Here is an 18,474-nt window from a genome sequence, read left to right as displayed (position 1 = left end):
TTACATTATTTTGAGAGTTTTAAAATTTTTATTGCCCCTTGCCAAACAATGCAAAATACAATGGCTCCGATGATAAGGTCAGGAGATTTAGAATTAGTCAAATAAACCAATCCACTAGCAATAATCACCCCTATATTGATAATGACATCATTAGAAGTAAAAATCATACTGGCTTGCATATGAGCTTCTTGGCTTTTGTTCTTTTGCAATAAATACAAGCAAAGAGCGTTACCAATAAGTGCCAGCAACGAAACAAAAGCCATCGTTTGAAAATGAGGAATGGATTCACTGCCAATAAATCGCTTAATGACTTCTACAAGTCCGATAATGGCAAGAAATATTTGAAAATAACCTGCTATTTTTGCAATGCGTTTTTTATAAATGATACTCGTACCAACAGCTAATAAAGCAAGTCCATACACTAAGCTATCAGCAAGCATATCCAAACTATCGGCGATAAGCCCCATAGAACCAGATAAAAATCCTGTTGCCATTTCTAAAATAAAAAAGAAAAAATTGATATATAAAACACGCCAGAGCAATACTCTTTCATTGGTGTCATTTGTTTTTGAGTAATCATCTGCAGCACTGCTATCAATCAGAGAAGTGTCTAATTGTAGGCTTTTAAGGTGCTGAAAAATCTGCTGATAGTTACCACTATGAAAAACAATTAACAGTCTATTATCTATGCTAAATTCCATTGAATGAATATTTTGCAACTCTGCAAGCTTCATTTTTATCATTTGCACTTCGCAAGGGCAATCCATTTTTGATATTTTAAATGATGTCTTGTACATTTTTTTCTTGTTTGTTTTGATTCAATTCATTTTTGCCAATCCTTCACAATTCGCTCAAAATCAGCCAACATCAACTCAAAATTATAATTGATTTTCTTTTGTTTTTGGGCAAAAACACGAAGGGCGGTCAAAAAATATTCACTGATTTTTTGTTTCTGTTCTCGGTGGCAAAGGTCGCTAAATTCTTTTTCAAAATGAAAAATAATTTCGGCTTTGCCCGTGTCTTTTCGCAAACCGCCAATTTCAAAACGATTGCGTAAAAAATAGCGATGTTCTTCTATTTCTTCTGCCGAAAATCGTTCGTGCAAAAGTTCCCACGCCTTTTGGTAGCCTGAGTTACAACGCCTTGCTTTTGATAATCCTTTGAAATCCAATAACCAATTTCCGTTTTCTGATTGGCAATATCCGGTTTGATAAAACTGATAAGCCCCACAAACTTCTCATCTTTGCGGATACAAAAAATATATTCTTGCGTTTGCTCCATTGTTTCCAAAACTGATTTTAGGAAATTTTCCTCATCAGCAACCTCTTTGATATACTGAACAAAAGGCAACCATTCGCCCAAATATTCGCGTTGGTGGTCAATTGTGTTAAAAATATCCGTCGCGTCAGATAGTTTTACCAATTTGAGGTATAGATTTTCGTTGATAGTTAGCTTCATAATTTTTGATTTAATAAATATTTTTAATTACTTTCTTTTCCAATTTTTCCCAAATGTGTGTTTTTAAAATCATCGCTGTATTTGAGTCCAAAGCCTAAGATTCTATCAAAAGCCGAATGAGCCAATAGAATACCTCCTGCTAGTGTCAATTCATTTATAGATAGATATTTACCTAACACAAAAGCAATAACAGCCGTCCCGAAGTGATGAGCAAAATTATAAAACATTGCCCCAATTTTAGGATTTGACAAATAGCCCACCATAGACAAATCAGGCACGAAGAATAGCACTAAAAACCACCACCATTCGTATTCTGATTGCCCAAACATCACAACGCCCAACACGAAAAGAGCGATGTATTCTAATTTTAAAAGTGTTTTCATTGTTTTTCCTTGTTTATTTTATCAAGTAACATACTTATCATTTTCTCCAAACGCCTTTCTTTGGTTTCTTGCTTTTTGGCTTCGTTTATCCACTTGATGTATTCGTTTCGGTGCGAAAGGGGCATTTTTTGAAACACATTGTACGCCTCAGGGGTTTCTTTTAAGATGTTTTCTATATCCATATTACTAAACTGATTTTCCATATGAATTTTATCTTTGATTTTTAAGTGATTACAATCCGTTTTTCATTATGTTATAAGCCACTTTCGGAAAAATGCGATGTATGAATTTAAGCAATTTGGTTTTGCCGATATAAATTTCGTATTTATTTGACTTAAAGCCTTTTATAAATTCATCAACCAACTTTTCAGGGCTGATTTTTGATTTGCCACGCCCTTGAGTCATTGGCGTATCGATGAGCGAAGGCACGATTTCAAATACCTTAACAGGTGTGTTTTCTAACTGATAACGAAGCGTTTGGCTAAAACTATGCAATGCCGATTTGGTGGCACAATACACCGAAGCCGTTTTTTTCGGTGCAATAAAAAGTCCACTACTGACATTCACCACTGCCGAATTTTTGTTTTTCAACAAAATAGGAAGCAAATTAACACTTAACTTCATCGGAATAGCCAGATTTATAGCCAGTTCGTAATCTATTTTTTGGGCGTAATCACGTTCTTCAGTAAACAAATAATTGTACTGCACCGCCGCGTTGTTTATCAAAATGTTTAAATCAGGGTGATTTTCTTTAATAAAAGCGGCTAAATCATCAAGAGCTTGGGGCTGGGTCAAATCTTGTGCAAAAGTTTCAATGTTTGGGTATTGGCTTTTGATTTGAGCCAATTTTTTAGGGTCTCTTCCTGTGATAATTACCTTATTATCAAGTTCATAAAAACGCTCTGCTAATGCCCAACCAATACCTGATGAACCGCCCGTAATTAAAATAGTGTTGTTTGATAGTTTCATTGTTAAATTCTTTACTAATGGACAAAGTTATATAATTCTAACACATTTGTTGAAGTTTTATTATCTAAATAAAATTATAACCAACGGCGAACTTTCGTCAGATATTCTTCGTAAGGTTTGCCAAAAATTTGTTTTAAAACCCTCTCTTCTGGGAGTATCTGAAATTGTGTAATATACACCACAAATCCCACAACAGCCAACCACGAAAAATAATTGCCAAAACCAAACACTAAGCCTACAAGCACCGTCGCCATTCCCAAATACATCGGATTTCGGCTGAACCGATAAATACCCGTATCCACAATACGACTACTCTTTTCGGGCGTGGTAGGATTGACGGTGGTGCTTAATTTTCTAAACTCCAAAACGCCTGATAATGCAATCATTGCACCTAGCACAATAAAAAAGATGCATAAACCCATCGACTGAAAGGCATCGAATGGAAAAATATACGGAATGGCGACAATCATACTCGCAAAAACAGCAAGAACGATAACTGGAGGAATTTTTAACTGTAACATTTTTTACTTCTTTTGTTTATAATGGTTGATAAACTGTGCGATTAAGACCAAAGGCGACGCAATCAAGATTTTATTTTCTTTACCAAAACCATAATTCCCAATCCGAAAAACGCCAACAGATACAGCACTACAAAGAGATTTTTTAGCAAACTGAAAAAAGGCAATACCGATAAAACGGTATCCGAAAGTGACGGAAAGCGGTAAAGCGATATGCCGATGCCGATATTTTCCAAGTAGTCAAACACTGCCGCCACAATGGGTAAAAATACCACCCATCTTACTCTTTTAAAATCTAATTTATCAATGAAATGCTTTAATATTTGTCTGTAAGTAAAGGCATACAATAGCGGATACAGCATATCCACAGGCAATTGCTTGTACAGATAGTAATGTCTGCCCTCACTTTCTAAATATTCTAAAAGACGCACCACATATTCGCTATCGTAAAAGGGGAGGACATCAATGATTTCCAGTCCGTTGGCAAGGCGATTCAGTGTGGGGATGGTGATAAAAACCATCAGTAAGTACACCGACATTGTGATGATAAAATACAGCCAGAGTTTCGTTGGGGTAAAAAATGTTTTGCCCTCACATTGAGGGGTAAAAAATGTTTTACCCTTACTTTTATGGTTCATAAGTTTTAGATAAATGGTGATTTGCTCCTACCAAGATTTCTTTGTGTGGAGACGATGTTTTCCTGTCTCTACTCAATGTCCTGATGATTTTGAAAATACATTCAGAATAATTACCCCCACCAAAATAAATGCGATACCTATAATCCCTGCCAAATCTAAACTTTGCTTAAAAATAAATACTGAAACCAATGCAGTAAGCACCAATCCTGAACCTGCCCAAATGGCATAGGCTATTCCCAAAGGAATTTCTTTGAGAGATTGAGAAAAGAAGAAAAAACACGCTCCAAAAGCTATTATTGTAACCAATGATGGCACAAGTTTAGAAAACCCTTCCGATTTATTCAAAAAGGCAGAGCCTGTAACTTCTAGAATAATTGATAATGCTAAATAAAAATATTTCATTTTCTTGAAATTTAGGTAATATATTTAATCTAAGGACAGGAAACCTCCTATCTCTACGGAAAAAACCACCGCAGGTTTTGGGCAAAAGCACCGCAGGTTTTGAGTGAAACCAAGTGTGGTTTTAGGTGAAACCACGCTTGGTTTTTAGAAATACTGCTGCTGGTTTTTATGAAAACTATTTTTTCTTCTCGAAACCTGCTGCTTTCATTGCTTCTACAATGCGGGTACCTGGGCGATAATTCACACTAACGGATTTTATCTGGTTAGCCGTAAACTCCTTTTCGGTAGCTACTCCATTACTGCTGAGCGTAGGGTATAGACTGCCGAGTTTTTCCAAACGAATGATTTTGCTATCGGCTAATCCTTGCTGAATTACATTTTCCAAAGCGATAATCACCCCGCGAATGTCCGCCTCACTAAGAGCGGAAAATTTCTCGATTTGCTTTACCAAATCATCTACCGATAGCTCTCCTTCGGTTACTACATTGGCATAAAACTTTTTGGTTCCGCCTCCGGCAACGCCCGGTTGCCCTTTCTCGATAACTTTGTACTTGATGCTCATAATTGAAAATTTTTAGAAATGATACATTTATTAAGGAATACCTTGTATGTCCTATGGCTAACAAAGATAATATTTTTAAACATTATACGGCATTGATTTTCATTTTTATATCTTTGAATTATCAGGGCTTATAGCATCTTATTTTGGATATACTCACAGATTTGCTGTGCGATATGTTCTTTTTGGTAAAAGTTGTGATACGCCTCATCAAACAGGTATGGCGATGTTTTCATTGTATCATACCACGCAGTACTGGGCAGATGATGGTCTTCTTTACCATAAAATAGGTGAAGCTGAGCTTTTGGAGGTATTGTTTCATACCGCAATCGGGTGGAAGATACGGCTACCAAATGTTGGGCTTTTAATCCGCTGTGTAAGGCTCTCCAAGCAATATAGCCACCTATGCTAAAACCTAGTATGGCGAAGGTTTCTTTTTCTTTGTGGGTTAAGTTTTGTACAGATTGTAGAACGCCACCGTCCATAAATTGCTGATGCAGTGCCACCTCGGTATATTGACTTACATCTATCTGCCCTAACTGACAAGCGTCATAAAAGATAACCTCAAAATGTTTGGATAAGGTTTCGGTGTAATATTGCCACCATTGTGATTGTTTTACACCCCATAAATCCGAAATAACGATGAGTTTTTTCATTGGTTTTCCTTTTTGTTTAGTAACATAATTATCATTTTCTCCAAACGCCTTTCTTTGGTTTCTTGCTTTTTGGCTTCATTTATCCATTGGATATACTCGTTTTTGTGAGACGGACTCAGTTTTTGAAACACGGCATATGCCTCGGGGGTTTCTTTTAAGATGTTTTCTATGTCGGTGCTGTGGGGCATTTTGTTTGTTTCCATTATTTTAGTCTCTTCAAAATCAATCGTTGTTCTGGGGGCATTAGGCAATTGTTCGTCTAATGATTTTCGGTACTGGATACACCCTTGCATAAACTTATCCCATTGCGGAACACAGATATCCACCTCATATTTTTCGGGTAGTAAATTCCATAAATCAGGGTGAAACCAACACAAATCGTGTCCGCTACAATCACGGTGCTTACGAATGGCATTGCGTAGTTTTTCGACCTCCAAGATGAGTTGCTCTCGGGTCATTTGCTGTAAGTCTTTGTCCATTTCTTTCATATTATTTTTTGATATACCATTGCGGTGATTGTAGGGACGAAATGTGTCTCGTCCGTAGTTGGGATAAAAATATTTGAGCCTTACAGTATTTCACTACTTTAAAATGGTTCTTAGAGCTTTTTTAATGATGTACTCTGTTGATTTTGTAGGGCTTTCTTTTTCCCAACGCTTACACAATTCTTGTACAAAGTCGGGACGAGATTTACTCGCATCATTCAGCCAATTGCCTACGCTATCTTGTACATATTTAGCCGAATCCGATTTTAATTTTTCCAAAATAGGTAAAGCCAATTCAGGTGAATTTTTCAAGGTCTCGATATGCGAACACCACACACCACGCGGACGCAAAGCCTCCGAACAAAAACGACGGATATTTTCATCTTCATTTTCCGCCCAAACCGATAGAAAATCAATTGAAAATGCCAAATTTTCGCTCAATTCAGGTCTGAGTGCCATCCAAACTACTTCACGCACCCCAAAATGTTTGTCTGCCACCAACGGCTGTAACAAACCGAGTTTTTTTTCGAGTGAAAAATCGGTATTTAGAGCCATAAAATAGGTAGCATAACAACGCACCGAATCAGACAAATGCGTGGATAATTTCTCAAAAACGGCTAAATAATCCGTTGATTGAGCGTATTTTTCATAAAGAAATGCTCCAATCAACTTGATGGTATTCATCGTTGATGGCTTTTTTTGATTTTTTATTACATTTTGAATTTCAGAAATATATGCATCTGAAATTCCCATTTCAGAAAATGTGGAAGCCACCAAAGTAATGTGATTAACGGCAAGCCACTCGGTCAGATTTACACTTACAATTTTACCTGCGTTTAATAATTCCAACACTTGTTGTGGAATATTCTCAAGTTTTGTTGCTCCCTTTCGGTTTTGTATTTCGTGTGTCATACTATCTTCTTTTTAAAAATTAAACAATTTATATATTTTATATGAGGAGGTACTTTTTACAAATTTAAATTTGCCTTCTCAATATATGTGCGGTTTTTTTTATGATACACTGGCTATAAAGGCATTTAATAAGTGTGATGTAGGTGTTTATTTTACGCTGATAAAAATCTCCACCTCGGACTCACTACCGTTTTGTGATTTTTCGCCATACACTTCAAAATCGTACTGATAGGCACGATTCAGTGTTGCATCTTGCTCCCAAATGGTTTTCCAAGTCTGCATATCTTAAATGAAACAAAATTTTTCTTCTCTTTACGAACACAAAGAAAAATTTAAACTGTTTAATATTCATAAAATTTTCTTTTATGAATTAAATTAATATATTGAACTTATCTTGACTTTTTGAAAACAAACAAGGAATTATGATTTTTGTGGTGGAAAACATAAAAACCTAAGACCTTGTTTGTAGTACTGGACAAAGTTACGATAGTAGAAGAAATTATCCCACATTTACCTAAAAGGAAAAGAGGGTTTAAGCCAAGATCGACTATTAATGAGATAATTAACTGTATTTTGTATAAATTGAAAACAGGTATTCAATGGGCTTTTTTACCGATGGAACAATTATTTTCAGAGGTAGTTTCGAGCTATAAAACCGTGTTTGGGCATTACCGAAAATGGTGCAAGGAAGGTGCTTGGGAGGTTTGTTGGGTAGAAATTTTGAAGAAAAACAAATCGAAAATAGATTGTTCAAGTTGCGACTTTCACGGTAGCCAAACACCAGCAAAAAAAGGAGGCGAACAAGTAGGATATCAAGCTCGTAAAAAAGCAAAAACGACCAACAGTTTGTACCTATCCGATAGGCAAGGTTTGATATTGGCAATGTCTCAGCCTATATCTGGCGAACATCACGATTTGTATAATATAGAGACTCATTTTCAAGAAATTACATCTATTTTGAAAAAGGCTGAAATCTCCACAGAGGGTTTATTTGTGAATTTTGATGCAGGTTTTGACAGTGAAAATCTTCGGAAAATAACCGCTTCAGAAGGTATCATAGCCAATATTTGTGAAAACAAAAGAAACCAAAAATCCGCTTCTGAAACGGAACATTATTTCGATAAAAAACTCTATAAAGAGCGTTACGCCATTGAAAGAAGCAACGCTTGGATGGATAGTTTTCGTTCGGTTTTAAATCGTTTTGATACTACCGTAAGTAGCTGGATAGGTTTTAATTACTTTGCTTTTATCGTATTAGGACTCAGAAAATTTAAACAAAAAAAGTCGAGATGAGTTCTGCTAAAAAACACAAATTAACCGTTTAGTTTTTAAGAAAATTACGATACAAAAGACCGATGTTTCTATTGTAGAATATAAACTCTTCGCTGATAACAGCGAAAATGTATGTGAGAAAATGAAAAAAAATTATATGCTAAATGTTATCCTTTTTACATTTAGTTAATGAAAATGTGCTGTTGACGATGACTCCTTTTTTTCTTCTAATTATAAAGAAAACTATCAGCCAAACTACAAGAGAAATAGCAACAGTCAAAATTCGGGTGCTTTTTTCTAAATGAATAGACAATTTTGAAGAAAATGCTAATATATTACCAATCATATGAAAACATGCTACAAAAAGAATAGACTTTGTTCTGTCCGCAATTACTCCAATACCTATACTACTTAAAAACAGAATTCCAAAAATAATTAGTTCATTTTGTAAAGAAGTTCCTCCCAAAAAGGTCAAATGCCATAAATACCAAAATATTGAAACAAACCTGTTGTGCATTATGAAATAAAATAAAAAAAGTTGTTCATTTAACTGAAATTCAGTATATTTAGTTCGCTAAAACAAATAAAAAATGAACAACTTAGAGCAAATATACGAAAGAATTTTAGAAGTTTTAGAAGATTTTTTTCCTCATCAACTTTTACCTTATCAAAGGAGAAAGCCAAAAATGAGTGATTTAGAATTGGTGAGTTTAAATTTAACAGCAGAATATTTAAGTATTGATAGTGAATTACAACTCTTTAGAAAAATACCTAATTCTTTGAAAAACAAAATAGAAAGAAGTGTTTATAACAAAAGAAAACGAAATCTTTTTTATTATATAAATCAGATTAGGGAAAAACTTGCAATGTGTTTTAATAGAGAGGAGAGTTATTTTGTAATTGATAGTATGCCTTTGAAAATATGTGAAAATGCTAGAGCAATGAGAAGTAAAATTTGTAGAGACGAAAGTTTTTCATATCCTGATTATGGTTTTTGTGCTAGTCAGAAGTTACATTATTTTGGATATAAATTACACATAATCTGTTCAATAGAAGGTATTGTACAAAGTTTAGATATGACTCCAGCATCTGTTCACGATGTTCATTATTTAAAAGATGTTAGTTCTCAAATTCAAAATTGCGTTTTGATTGGTGATAGAGGTTATATATCGTCACAATATCAATTAGATTTGTTTAACACTGCTACTATTCAGTTAGATACACCTAAAAGAATAAATCAAAAAGATTACAAACCTCAATTTTATTTATTCAAAAAGAAGAGAAAAAGAATCGAAACTCTATTTTCTCAACTTTGTGATCAATTTATGATTAAAAGGAATTATGCTAAATCATTCAACGGTTTTAAAACACGAATTATCAGTAAAATAACTGCTTTAACCTTAATTCAATACATTAACAAATTTGTATTAAAAAAGGAAATAAATAAAATTAAAGCAAGTATAATTTAAAATGCACAACGGGTTGAAACAATAAAATATTTAACAATGGGTTTAGTATTGCTAAACTCGGATTGCAAATATCCTCTCCATCCTCGTTCTTCCAATATAGCATAAATAGCAATATATATCCCCAATAAAAATCCTTCAATATGACTTTTACTCGTGCTCCCTATTATTCCGAAAAGTAAGGATGGAAGAATTAAAAGCAATAATATTGTTTTCCAATTAAAGAAACCTTTGTGTGTCATTTCGCTTTTAATTTGGTCTTTAAATAGTGCTAATACTGTAATTGCCCCTAAAAATGGACCACATCCTCCTAACAGACCATAAACATAATCACTATAAATGAATTTTGGCAATTCAAAAGGTTGCAGTCTGAAAACTATAGAAGTTACTAATGCAATAGCAAAATAAACAGTTATTCTTAAAAATTTGGAGATTCCCATTTCTTTTATTTTTTAAGTGGTTAATAATATTTGCTCTCTACACAATGAATCTAAGAGTCTATCTTGACTTTTTGAAAACAAACAAGGAATTATGATTTTTGTGGTGTGAAACATAAAAACCTAAGACCTTGTTTGTAGTACTGGGCAAAGATACGATAGTAGAAGAAATTATCCTACATTTACCTAAAAGAAAAAGAGGGTTTAAACCAAAATCACCTATTAGTGAGATAATTAACTGTATTTTATACAAATTGAAAACAGGTATTCAATGGGCACTTTTACCAATGGAACAATTATTTTCAGAGGTAGTTCCGAGCTATAAACCGTGTTTGGGCATTACCGAAAATGGTGCAAGGAAAGTGCTTGGGAGGTTTGTTGGGTAGAAATTTTAAAGAAAAACAAATCGAAAATAGATTGTTCAAGTTGCGACTTTGACGGTAGCCAAACACCAGCAAAAAAAGGAGGCGAACAAGTAGGATATCAATCTCGTAAAAAAGCAAAAACAACTAATAGTTTGTTCTTGTCCGACAGGCAAGGTTTGATGTTAGCAATGTCTCAGCCTATATCTGGCGAACATCACGACTTGTATAATATAGAGACTCATTTTCAAGAAATTACATCCGTTTTGAAAAAAGCTGAAATCTCCACAGAGGGTTTATTTGTGAATTTTGATGCAGGTTTTGACAGTGAAAATCTTCGGAAAATAACCGCCTCAGAAGGTATCATAGCCAATATTTTTGAAAACAAAAGAAACCAAAAGTCACCCTCTGAAACGGAACATTATTTTGATAAAAAACTCTACAGAGAGCGTTACGCCATTGAAAGAAGCAACGCTTAGATGGACAGTTTTCGTTCGGTTTTAAATCGTTTTGATACTGCCCTAAGTAATTGGATAGGTTTTAATTACCTTGCTTTTATCGTCTTAGGACTCAGAAAATTTAAACAAAAAAAGTCGAGATGACTTCATAGTTTTCTTAAATCATTTCACAAAAATCTGTGATTATCTGTGAAATCCGCATGAGAAAAAAAGTCAAGATGAGTTCATTGATAATTAGCGGAGTTTTTTAATTTTTTACTATAAGTTGGAAGTCTGTCTATTCAACATTTTTCACTACTTTTGCAGTTGTTAAAAAATACACTATATGTACAAATCATTCATTCAACCTATATTATTTTCATTTGACCCAGAAAAAGTGCATCATTTTACTTTTTCTATGATAAAATTTATCCATAAAATTCCAGGAGTAAAATCCATCATAAAATCTATTTATCAGGTAAATGATCCTCGATTGGAAAGAGAATTGTTTGGATTGAAATTTAAAAATCCAGTGGGATTGGCAGCAGGATTGGACAAAGATGCAAAGATTTTCAACGAATTGTCAAATTTTGGTTTTGGTTTTATCGAAATCGGTACGCTGACTCCCAAACCTCAAGACGGAAATCCAAAAAAAAGATTGTTTCGTTTGAGAGAAGACAGCGGAATCATCAATCGCATGGGATTTAACAACCAAGGAGTAGCGGTAGCCGTAGAGCGATTGAAGAAAAATCAAGGGGTGTTGATTGGTGGAAATATTGGTAAAAACAAAGCAACGGATAATGACAAAGCGGTGGAAGATTACAAAATTTGTTTCTATGCGTTGTATGATTATGTCGATTATTTTGTGGTAAATGTGAGTTCGCCAAATACGCCAAATCTTCGTGAATTGCAAGATAAAGAACCATTGACAGAGTTGTTATCAACCTTGCAATCGTTGAACAACGAAAAGCCCAAAGCAAAACCAATTTTGTTGAAAATAGCTCCAGATTTGACAGACAGTCAATTGTTGGATATTATTGACATTGTAAACGATACCAAAATTGCTGGGGTAATTGCTACCAACACAACGATTTCGAGAGAAGGGTTGCGTTCGGAAAACAAAAAAGAAGTAGGAGGATTGTCTGGAAAACCGTTGAAAAACCGTTCGACAGAAGTTATTCGTTTTTTGGCAGAAAAGAGCAACAAATCATTCTCAATTATTGGAGTAGGAGGAATACATTCAGCCGAAGATGCATTGGAAAAATTAGAAGCAGGAGCAGATTTGGTTCAGATTTATACAGGGTTTATCTATGAAGGACCAAGGTTGATAAAAAAAATTAATCAGGCGATTTTGAGAAAATAATGTTCCGTGAAATATTGTATAATGTATTTCTGTAGTCCGAATCTCTCGGGACAGGTTATTGTATAATGCTAATTGTTACCCAGTTTAATGTTTTTCAATTTCATTGTGCAATTTTTTCATTGTGATGAAATATGTAAATAATTGTCCCATAAATTACAGAATACATTTTACAAATACCTGTCCTTTTTAATATGGGCTACATAATGCATATCAAATGTAATATTCATGCTAAATAATTTATGATAATTTGTGTAATTCGTGGCTAACTAAAAAAAATGCGATATTTCATACAATTTGCCTACAACGGCACAAAATACCACGGTTGGCAAGTGCAACCCAATGCGAGTAGTGTGCAGGAAACTCTGACGTACTGTCTCAACACGCTTTTTCGTGAGTCCTTTGAAATAGTAGGAGCAGGGCGTACCGATGCAGGTGTACACGCAACAAAAATGTATGCACATTTCGATTTGGAAAAAGATGACTTAGAGGTTACAGATGTTAAATGTATAAAGAAAATCAATTCGTTTTTACCAGAAGACATTACGGTTTACAAAATATTTGAAGTCGCAGCAGATGCACACGCACGATTTGACGCCACCGAGCGAACCTACGAATATCACATACACACTTTCAAAAACAGTTTTCTCAAAGACTTGAGCTGTTATCATTTTCATTCGTTGGATATTGAAGCTATGAATCGAGCAGCGAAAATCTTATTGGACTACACAGATTTTGAATGTTTTAGTAAAACACATACTGATGTTTTTACCTTCAATTGCGAAATTTACCAAGCCTATTGGAAACAAGAAAACGACCGATTGATATTTACCATTTCAGCCAATCGTTTTTTGCGAAATATGGTCAGAGCTATCGTAGGAACATTGATAAATATTGGTATGGGAAAATTACAGCCCGAAGATATGCACCACATTATCCAAAGCAAAAACCGAGGAAAAGCAGGTTTTTCAGTACCCGCCCACGGTTTGTATTTGATTGATGTGAAATATCCGTATATTCCATAATCCAACCGTAGGGACAAAATATTTTTTGTCCTTACAGATGATATTATTTTTAAAATATTTTTTACCCTGAAATATACACAACAGTCTATGTTTTCTTTTTAAAACGAAGCGTTTCTGTTTTCTATAAAAAGCGAAGTGCCTTTGGTTCTCCGAGGTAAAAAAACTATGTGTTTATGTGGTAAAAGATAAAAAAATGTGTAAGGATAAAATATTATTTGTCCTGTAAATTAAATAATAATTCAAAAAAATGAAAACTCTCACCATAAAAACCCTCAAGCAAGTTTTTGACTACGCCTTGCCATACAAAAATAAAATTTTGGCGGTGGTCTTGAGTTTGTTGGCATTATCTATTTTCGGTGCCATCAGACCGTATATGGTCAAAAATGTGATAGATTCGTATATCGAAACCAAAGACCTCGACGGATTGTTTTGGTATTCAGTGTTGATGGTTGTGGTTTTAGTGGTTGAGGTTGTAGGTCAGTTTTTGTTTACCTATACTTCCAACTGGTTGGGACAGAATATTATACGAGATATTCGCCGACAATTGTTTGATAAGTTAATGGGCTTTTATCAAAAATATTTCGACAACGAAGCCGTAGGAAAACTCATCACCAGAAATATTTCTGATATAGAAAACATATCAAGTATCTTCAGTCAAGGATTGTTTATGATTATTGCCGATGCCCTGCGTATGCTGATTATCCTGATTATGATGTTGTATATGAATTCGAAATTGACCATTATCGTGGTGATTTTTATGCCTGTTTTGCTTTATGCCACTCGTGTTTTTCAACAAAAAATGAAAGTCGCTTTTGAGGAAGTTCGCACACAGGTAGCCAATCTCAATACCTACATTCAAGAGCGATTAACGGGGATACAAGTAGTACAGTTGTTTGCACAGGAAGAAGCAGATTATCAAAAGTTTAAAGAAATCAACAAAAAGCACAACGACGCTTGGCAAAAGAATATTTTGTACAATTCGATTTTCTTTCCTGTAGCCGATATTTTATCGTCGATTACTTTGGGGTGTGTGATTATTTACGGGGGATTTAGCATTTTACAATTCGACGGACTCACCACAACGGGAGATTTGTTTGCCTATACGATGATGATTTCGATGTTGTTTAATCCCTTGCGACAAATTGCTGACAAATTCAATGTCATGCAAATGGGAATCATTGCAGCTGAACGCGTATTTGAAATTTTAAACAAAGACGAACATACACAGCCACAAGGCACGATTGATGCCCCTGATTTTGAAGGAGATATTCAGTTGAAAAATGTAGTTTTTGGTTACAAAGAAGGCGAAAAAGTACTCAATAACCTCAATTTGACCATTCCAAAAGGAAAAACCGTAGCAATTGTAGGAGCTTCGGGAGCAGGAAAATCGACGATTGTCAATTTGTTGAATAGATTTTACGATATACAAGGAGGAGAAATTCGCATCGACAATCAGAACATCAACGATTATACATTGGAAAGTTTGCGAAAACAAATTTCAGTGGTTTTACAAGATGTATTTATGTTCAACGATACCATTTTCAACAATATAGCCTTGTACAATCCAGCCATTACCAAAGAGCAAGTACAAACGGCGGCTCAGCAAATTGGCATTGATAGTTTTATCAATAGTTTGCCAGAAGGATTTGATTATGTGGTAAAAGAACGCGGAGCTATGCTATCCACAGGTCAGCGACAGTTGATTGCATTTTTGAGAGCCTATATTAGTAATCCGAGTATTTTGGTGCTGGACGAGGCTACTTCGAGTATCGATACCCATTCGGAAGAATTGATACAGAAAGCATTAAATGTAATTACCAAAGGACGAACTTCGATTATTATTGCCCACCGATTGGCAACGATTGTTCACGCCGATATTATTTTGGTAATGCACGGCGGAAAAGTAGTAGAACAGGGAAATCACGACGAACTGATTGCTCAAAAAGGCTATTATTATCAATTGCACGAAGCACAATATGCGCTAGAGGAGTAGGGAAATGTGGATGTTTTATACTTTTTTGATAGTATGTACACTATTGATAATACGAGGATATGTGATTTTATTTCAAAGGAAAATCATCATTTTACCACTATTGATAATTATTGCAACCATTTTGAGTTTTCTATTGATAAAAGATAAAAGTAATTATTTGATTTTATTGCAAATCAATTTAGGAGTAGCTGTAGTAGCATTTATGCTAAAATGTTTAAGAAGAGATAAAAAAATAAGGCTGTCCTGCAAAGGACAGCCTTTGTTTTTTATAAATGCAATGATTAGAATTGTTCTCTACCAGCAAAGTGGAAAGCAGATTCGATTGCAGCATTTTCATCAGAGTCAGAACCGTGAACAGCGTTTTCTCCGATAGATTTTGCATATTTTTTACGGATAGTACCCTCAGCAGCTTCCGCAGGGTTTGTAGCACCAATCAAAGTACGGAAATCTTCTACAGCGTTGTCTTTTTCCAAGATAGCTGCAACGATAGGACCTCTTGACATAAATTCTACCAATTCACCGTAGAAAGGTCTTTCAGCGTGTACTGCATAAAACTTTTGTGCGTCAGCTACAGTCAATTGAGTCAATTTCATTGAAACAATTTTAAATCCAGCTTCTGTAATCATGTTGATGATTCCTCCGATATGCCCAGCTTCTACAGCGTCAGGCTTGATCATTGTAAATGTTCTGTTAGTTGCCATTTTATTTAATTTTTTGCAAAAGTACGTTATTTTTTATTTGGTTGTAAGATAATCGTTGAATTTTTATACGAATTATATTTTTTCAATCAAAAATCCTTTACTTTTTACTATTTCTTCTACTTTTTCAGTAGATATGTCAGAAAAAACAGTCAAAATTTTATCTGAATGTTCTGTGTCAACTTTCCAATTATCTTTCCCTAATAGAGCATCTAAATCATTTTGCACTTTAGAAATGCAACCACTACAGTTGAGGTTGGTTTTGAAATGAGTTTTGTTCATGGTTTACATATTAATTTGTTTTACAAAGGTACGAATATTTTAATAAAATGTTGTACCTTTATCGGCTGTAAAAAGTACTTTAGAAACAATGAATTTTTTTCAAGAAAAACAACAAGCGTTACAACTTTATAGAAGATTGATTTTACCTCGTTTGATAGAGGAAAAAATGTTGATTTTAATTCGTCAAGGAAAGGTGTCGAAGTGGTTCTCTGGAATTGGTCAAGAGGCTATTGCTGTGGGGGTTACTTCTGTTTTGCACCAAGACGAATATGTGTTGCCAATGCACCGAAACTTAGGAGTGTTTACCACACGCGAAATTCCATTACACAGATTATTTGCTCAGTGGCAAGGAAAGGCGTCGGGCTTTACAAAAGGTCGTGATCGCTCGTTTCACTTTGGTACGCAAGAATATAAAATCTTGGGTATGATTTCGCATTTAGGTCCTCAATTGGGAGTGGCTGATGGTATTGCGTTGGCTCATAAACTGAGAAAGGAAGAAAAAATTACAGCTGTTTTTACAGGCGAAGGGGCAACTTCGGAGGGGGATTTTCACGAAGCTTTGAATGTGGCTTCTGTGTGGAATTTGCCTGTATTGTTTATTATCGAAAACAACGGATATGGTTTGTCAACTCCTGTAAACGAACAATATAAATGCGAAAACCTTGCCGATAGAGGTGTTGGTTATGGCATAGAAAGTCATATTTTGGATGGAAACGATTTTGTAGAAGTGGTTACAAAATTGAACGAAATTGCCGAAAGTATGCGTAAAAATCCTCGTCCTGTGTTGATTGAAATGAAAACTTTCCGCATGAGAGGACACGAAGAAGCGAGTGGTACTAAATATGTTCCGCAAGAATTGTTTGATTTGTGGAAAGAAAAAGACCCAATTCTTCGTTATGAAAAATTCTTGGAAGAGAAAAATTGGTTGTCTCCATACGAAAAAGAGGAAATTACCAAAGAATTGAAAGCGTGGATTGATACCGATTGGAAACAAGCCATAGCAGAGGAAGACATCGTGCCAACTTACGAAGGCGAACTCAACGATGTGTATGCTCCGTATCAATTTGAGGATTTTCCAGCGAAAGAAACTACAGAAAAAATCCGTTTTATCGATGCCATTACGCAAGGATTGTCGCAATCTATGGAACGCCACAACAATTTGGTAATCATGGGACAAGATATTGCAGAATACGGAGGAGCGTTTAAAGTTACCGAAGGTTTTGTGGATAAATTTGGTAAAGAACGCGTGAGAAATACGCCAATTTGCGAAAGTATCATTGTTTCTACTGCGGCGGGATTGTCTGCCAATAATTCTAAGGCAATTGTAGAAATGCAATTTGCAGATTTCGTTTCTACGGGATTCAATCCTATTGTCAATCTTTTGGCAAAACAGCATTACCGTTGGGGCGAAAAAGCCGATGTAGTGGTGCGTATGCCATCAGGTGCAGGTTCAGGTGCAGGACCTTTCCACTCGCAAACCAATGAAGCGTGGTTTACCAAAACCCCAGGTTTGAAAGTGGTGTACCCAGCTTTTCCAGCAGATGCCAAAGGATTGTTGAATACTGCTATCAACGACCCAAATCCAGTGGTGTTTTTTGAGCATAAAAATTTGTATCGTTCGATAACTGGCGAGGTACCGACCAACTATTATACGACGCCGTTTGGAAAAGCGAGTTTGATTCGTGAAGGTGAGCAAGTAACGATTATATCGTTTGGATTTGGTGTACATTGGGCAATGGAAACCTTGGCTAAGCATCCAAACATCAAAGCCGATTTGATAGATTTGCGAACATTACAACCTTTGGATTACGATGCCATAAAAAAATCGGTGCAAAAAACAGGAAAAGCAATTGTTTTACATGAAGACACTCTTTTCGGTGGGGTAGGAAGTGATATTTCTGCTTTTATTATGGAAGAATGTTTTGAATATTTAGATGCGCCCGTAAAAAGAGTAGGAAGTATCGAATCGCCTATTCCTTTTATGAAAAATTTGGAAAATCAATATTTGCCAAAAGAACGATTTGAACAAGCATTAATCCAGTTGATGGAATATTAATCTTTTTAAACAAATAGATATATAGTATTTTAAAGTTTGACAAAGTCTCAAAACTTTGTCAAACTCTATCAAAACGCTAAAGTTTACAGGTTTTCAACTTCTCAGA

General features: G+C 35.1%; 23 protein-coding genes and 1 pseudogene. 7 read left to right on the top strand and 17 right to left on the bottom strand.

Going from position 1 to position 18,474, the window contains the following annotated elements:
* Positions 1 to 5: 5 nt before the first annotated feature.
* The 14 genes from AB4865_RS11430 to AB4865_RS11365 all read right to left on the bottom strand — a co-directional run bounded on the left by AB4865_RS11430 (position 6) and on the right by AB4865_RS11365 (position 7,262).
* A complete protein-coding gene (locus AB4865_RS11430; protein ID WP_002664567.1) occupies positions 6 to 797 on the bottom strand; it encodes a cation transporter in 792 nt (263 codons plus the stop codon).
* Positions 798 to 823: 26 nt separating this feature from the next.
* Positions 824 to 1,105, bottom strand: a complete 282-nt coding sequence (locus AB4865_RS11425) for a hypothetical protein (RefSeq protein WP_095917179.1) — start codon at positions 1,103 to 1,105, stop codon at positions 824 to 826.
* A complete protein-coding gene (locus tag AB4865_RS11420) occupies positions 1,075 to 1,458 on the bottom strand; it encodes a GNAT family N-acetyltransferase (protein ID WP_002664568.1) in 384 nt (127 codons plus the stop codon). Before AB4865_RS11420 ends, AB4865_RS11425 begins: the two co-directional genes overlap by 31 nt.
* 23 nt (positions 1,459 to 1,481) lie before the next feature.
* Positions 1,482 to 1,841: a DUF4260 domain-containing protein gene (locus tag AB4865_RS11415; RefSeq protein WP_002664569.1), complete on the bottom strand. Its 360-nt coding sequence runs from the start codon at positions 1,839 to 1,841 to the stop codon at positions 1,482 to 1,484.
* Entirely contained in the window at positions 1,838 to 2,044 is a 207-nt protein-coding gene (locus AB4865_RS11410; protein ID WP_002664571.1) for a YdeI/OmpD-associated family protein, read from the bottom strand. The genes AB4865_RS11415 and AB4865_RS11410 overlap by 4 nt, the downstream gene beginning before the upstream one ends.
* A gap of 28 nt (positions 2,045 to 2,072) precedes the next feature.
* Positions 2,073 to 2,810 carry an SDR family oxidoreductase gene (locus tag AB4865_RS11405; protein WP_372473424.1) on the bottom strand — a complete coding sequence of 246 codons (738 nt, stop codon included), beginning with the start codon at positions 2,808 to 2,810 and terminating at the stop codon, positions 2,073 to 2,075.
* 74 nt (positions 2,811 to 2,884) lie between these two features.
* Positions 2,885 to 3,331, bottom strand: a complete 447-nt coding sequence (locus AB4865_RS11400; RefSeq protein WP_002687308.1) for an isoprenylcysteine carboxylmethyltransferase family protein — start codon at positions 3,329 to 3,331, stop codon at positions 2,885 to 2,887.
* Positions 3,332 to 3,393: 62 nt separating this feature from the next.
* A complete protein-coding gene (locus AB4865_RS11395; RefSeq protein ID WP_372473423.1) occupies positions 3,394 to 3,966 on the bottom strand; it encodes a hypothetical protein in 573 nt (190 codons plus the stop codon).
* A gap of 72 nt (positions 3,967 to 4,038) precedes the next feature.
* Positions 4,039 to 4,368, bottom strand: coding sequence for a multidrug efflux SMR transporter (locus AB4865_RS11390; RefSeq protein WP_372473422.1), 330 nt, complete (start codon positions 4,366 to 4,368; stop codon positions 4,039 to 4,041).
* Between the two features lie 175 nt (positions 4,369 to 4,543).
* A complete protein-coding gene (locus tag AB4865_RS11385; RefSeq protein WP_002664579.1) occupies positions 4,544 to 4,930 on the bottom strand; it encodes an HU family DNA-binding protein in 387 nt (128 codons plus the stop codon).
* A 128-nt stretch (positions 4,931 to 5,058) separates the two neighbouring features.
* Positions 5,059 to 5,583, bottom strand: a complete 525-nt coding sequence (locus AB4865_RS11380; protein WP_372473421.1) for an alpha/beta hydrolase — start codon at positions 5,581 to 5,583, stop codon at positions 5,059 to 5,061.
* Entirely contained in the window at positions 5,580 to 6,062 is a 483-nt protein-coding gene (locus tag AB4865_RS11375; RefSeq protein ID WP_372473420.1) for a YdeI/OmpD-associated family protein, read from the bottom strand. Before AB4865_RS11375 ends, AB4865_RS11380 begins: the two co-directional genes overlap by 4 nt.
* A 102-nt stretch (positions 6,063 to 6,164) precedes the next feature.
* The gene (locus tag AB4865_RS11370) at positions 6,165 to 6,980 is read right to left on the bottom strand and encodes a DNA alkylation repair protein (protein WP_372473418.1); all 816 of its coding nucleotides are present in this window, start codon (positions 6,978 to 6,980) and stop codon (positions 6,165 to 6,167) included.
* Positions 6,981 to 7,127: 147 nt separating this feature from the next.
* Positions 7,128 to 7,262, bottom strand: a complete 135-nt coding sequence (locus AB4865_RS11365) for a hypothetical protein (protein ID WP_372473417.1) — start codon at positions 7,260 to 7,262, stop codon at positions 7,128 to 7,130.
* A 177-nt stretch (positions 7,263 to 7,439) separates the two neighbouring features.
* Here AB4865_RS11365 and AB4865_RS11360 point away from each other — a divergent pair, with 177 nt between their 5' ends.
* Positions 7,440 to 8,273: an IS5 family transposase gene (locus tag AB4865_RS11360; RefSeq protein ID WP_372473416.1), complete on the top strand. Its 834-nt coding sequence runs from the start codon at positions 7,440 to 7,442 to the stop codon at positions 8,271 to 8,273.
* Between the two features lie 569 nt (positions 8,274 to 8,842).
* Entirely contained in the window at positions 8,843 to 9,721 is an 879-nt protein-coding gene (locus AB4865_RS11355; RefSeq protein WP_372472445.1) for an IS982 family transposase, read from the top strand.
* On the opposite strand, the gene AB4865_RS11350 is transcribed toward AB4865_RS11355, so the two are convergent.
* A complete protein-coding gene (locus AB4865_RS11350; RefSeq protein ID WP_372473415.1) occupies positions 9,718 to 10,158 on the bottom strand; it encodes a hypothetical protein in 441 nt (146 codons plus the stop codon). The two genes, AB4865_RS11355 and AB4865_RS11350, sit on opposite strands and share 4 nt — an antisense overlap.
* 128 nt (positions 10,159 to 10,286) lie before the next feature.
* Between AB4865_RS11350 and AB4865_RS11345 the strand changes: the two are divergent.
* From AB4865_RS11345 to AB4865_RS11330, 4 genes and pseudogenes are all read left to right on the top strand, one after another.
* Positions 10,287 to 11,119 (top strand): annotated as a pseudogene (locus AB4865_RS11345) (transposase).
* 181 nt (positions 11,120 to 11,300) lie between these two features.
* On the top strand, positions 11,301 to 12,317 hold the full coding sequence (locus AB4865_RS11340) for a quinone-dependent dihydroorotate dehydrogenase (RefSeq protein WP_372473414.1): 1,017 nt from the start codon (positions 11,301 to 11,303) through the stop codon (positions 12,315 to 12,317).
* A gap of 275 nt (positions 12,318 to 12,592) precedes the next feature.
* Entirely contained in the window at positions 12,593 to 13,339 is a 747-nt protein-coding gene (gene truA / locus AB4865_RS11335; RefSeq protein ID WP_372473413.1) for a tRNA pseudouridine(38-40) synthase TruA, read from the top strand.
* Positions 13,340 to 13,586: 247 nt separating this feature from the next.
* The gene (locus AB4865_RS11330; protein ID WP_372473412.1) at positions 13,587 to 15,332 is read left to right on the top strand and encodes an ABC transporter ATP-binding protein; all 1,746 of its coding nucleotides are present in this window, start codon (positions 13,587 to 13,589) and stop codon (positions 15,330 to 15,332) included.
* A gap of 281 nt (positions 15,333 to 15,613) precedes the next feature.
* Here AB4865_RS11330 and AB4865_RS11325 read toward each other — a convergent pair whose 3' ends face one another.
* Both AB4865_RS11325 and AB4865_RS11320 read right to left on the bottom strand, forming a co-directional pair.
* A complete protein-coding gene (locus AB4865_RS11325; protein ID WP_372473411.1) occupies positions 15,614 to 16,033 on the bottom strand; it encodes a nucleoside-diphosphate kinase in 420 nt (139 codons plus the stop codon).
* 72 nt (positions 16,034 to 16,105) lie between these two features.
* Positions 16,106 to 16,312: a heavy-metal-associated domain-containing protein gene (locus AB4865_RS11320; protein WP_372473410.1), complete on the bottom strand. Its 207-nt coding sequence runs from the start codon at positions 16,310 to 16,312 to the stop codon at positions 16,106 to 16,108.
* A gap of 88 nt (positions 16,313 to 16,400) precedes the next feature.
* Here AB4865_RS11320 and AB4865_RS11315 point away from each other — a divergent pair, with 88 nt between their 5' ends.
* The gene (locus AB4865_RS11315; protein ID WP_372473409.1) at positions 16,401 to 18,368 is read left to right on the top strand and encodes a thiamine pyrophosphate-dependent enzyme; all 1,968 of its coding nucleotides are present in this window, start codon (positions 16,401 to 16,403) and stop codon (positions 18,366 to 18,368) included.
* Positions 18,369 to 18,474 lie beyond the last annotated feature (106 nt).

The sequence above is a fragment of the Capnocytophaga sp. ARDL2 genome (genome assembly GCF_041530365.1).
In the GTDB taxonomy this organism is placed as follows: domain Bacteria; phylum Bacteroidota; class Bacteroidia; order Flavobacteriales; family Flavobacteriaceae; genus Flavobacterium.
Note: the sequence above shows the minus strand (reverse complement) of the source record. Positions and strands in the feature narration are given on the sequence as shown.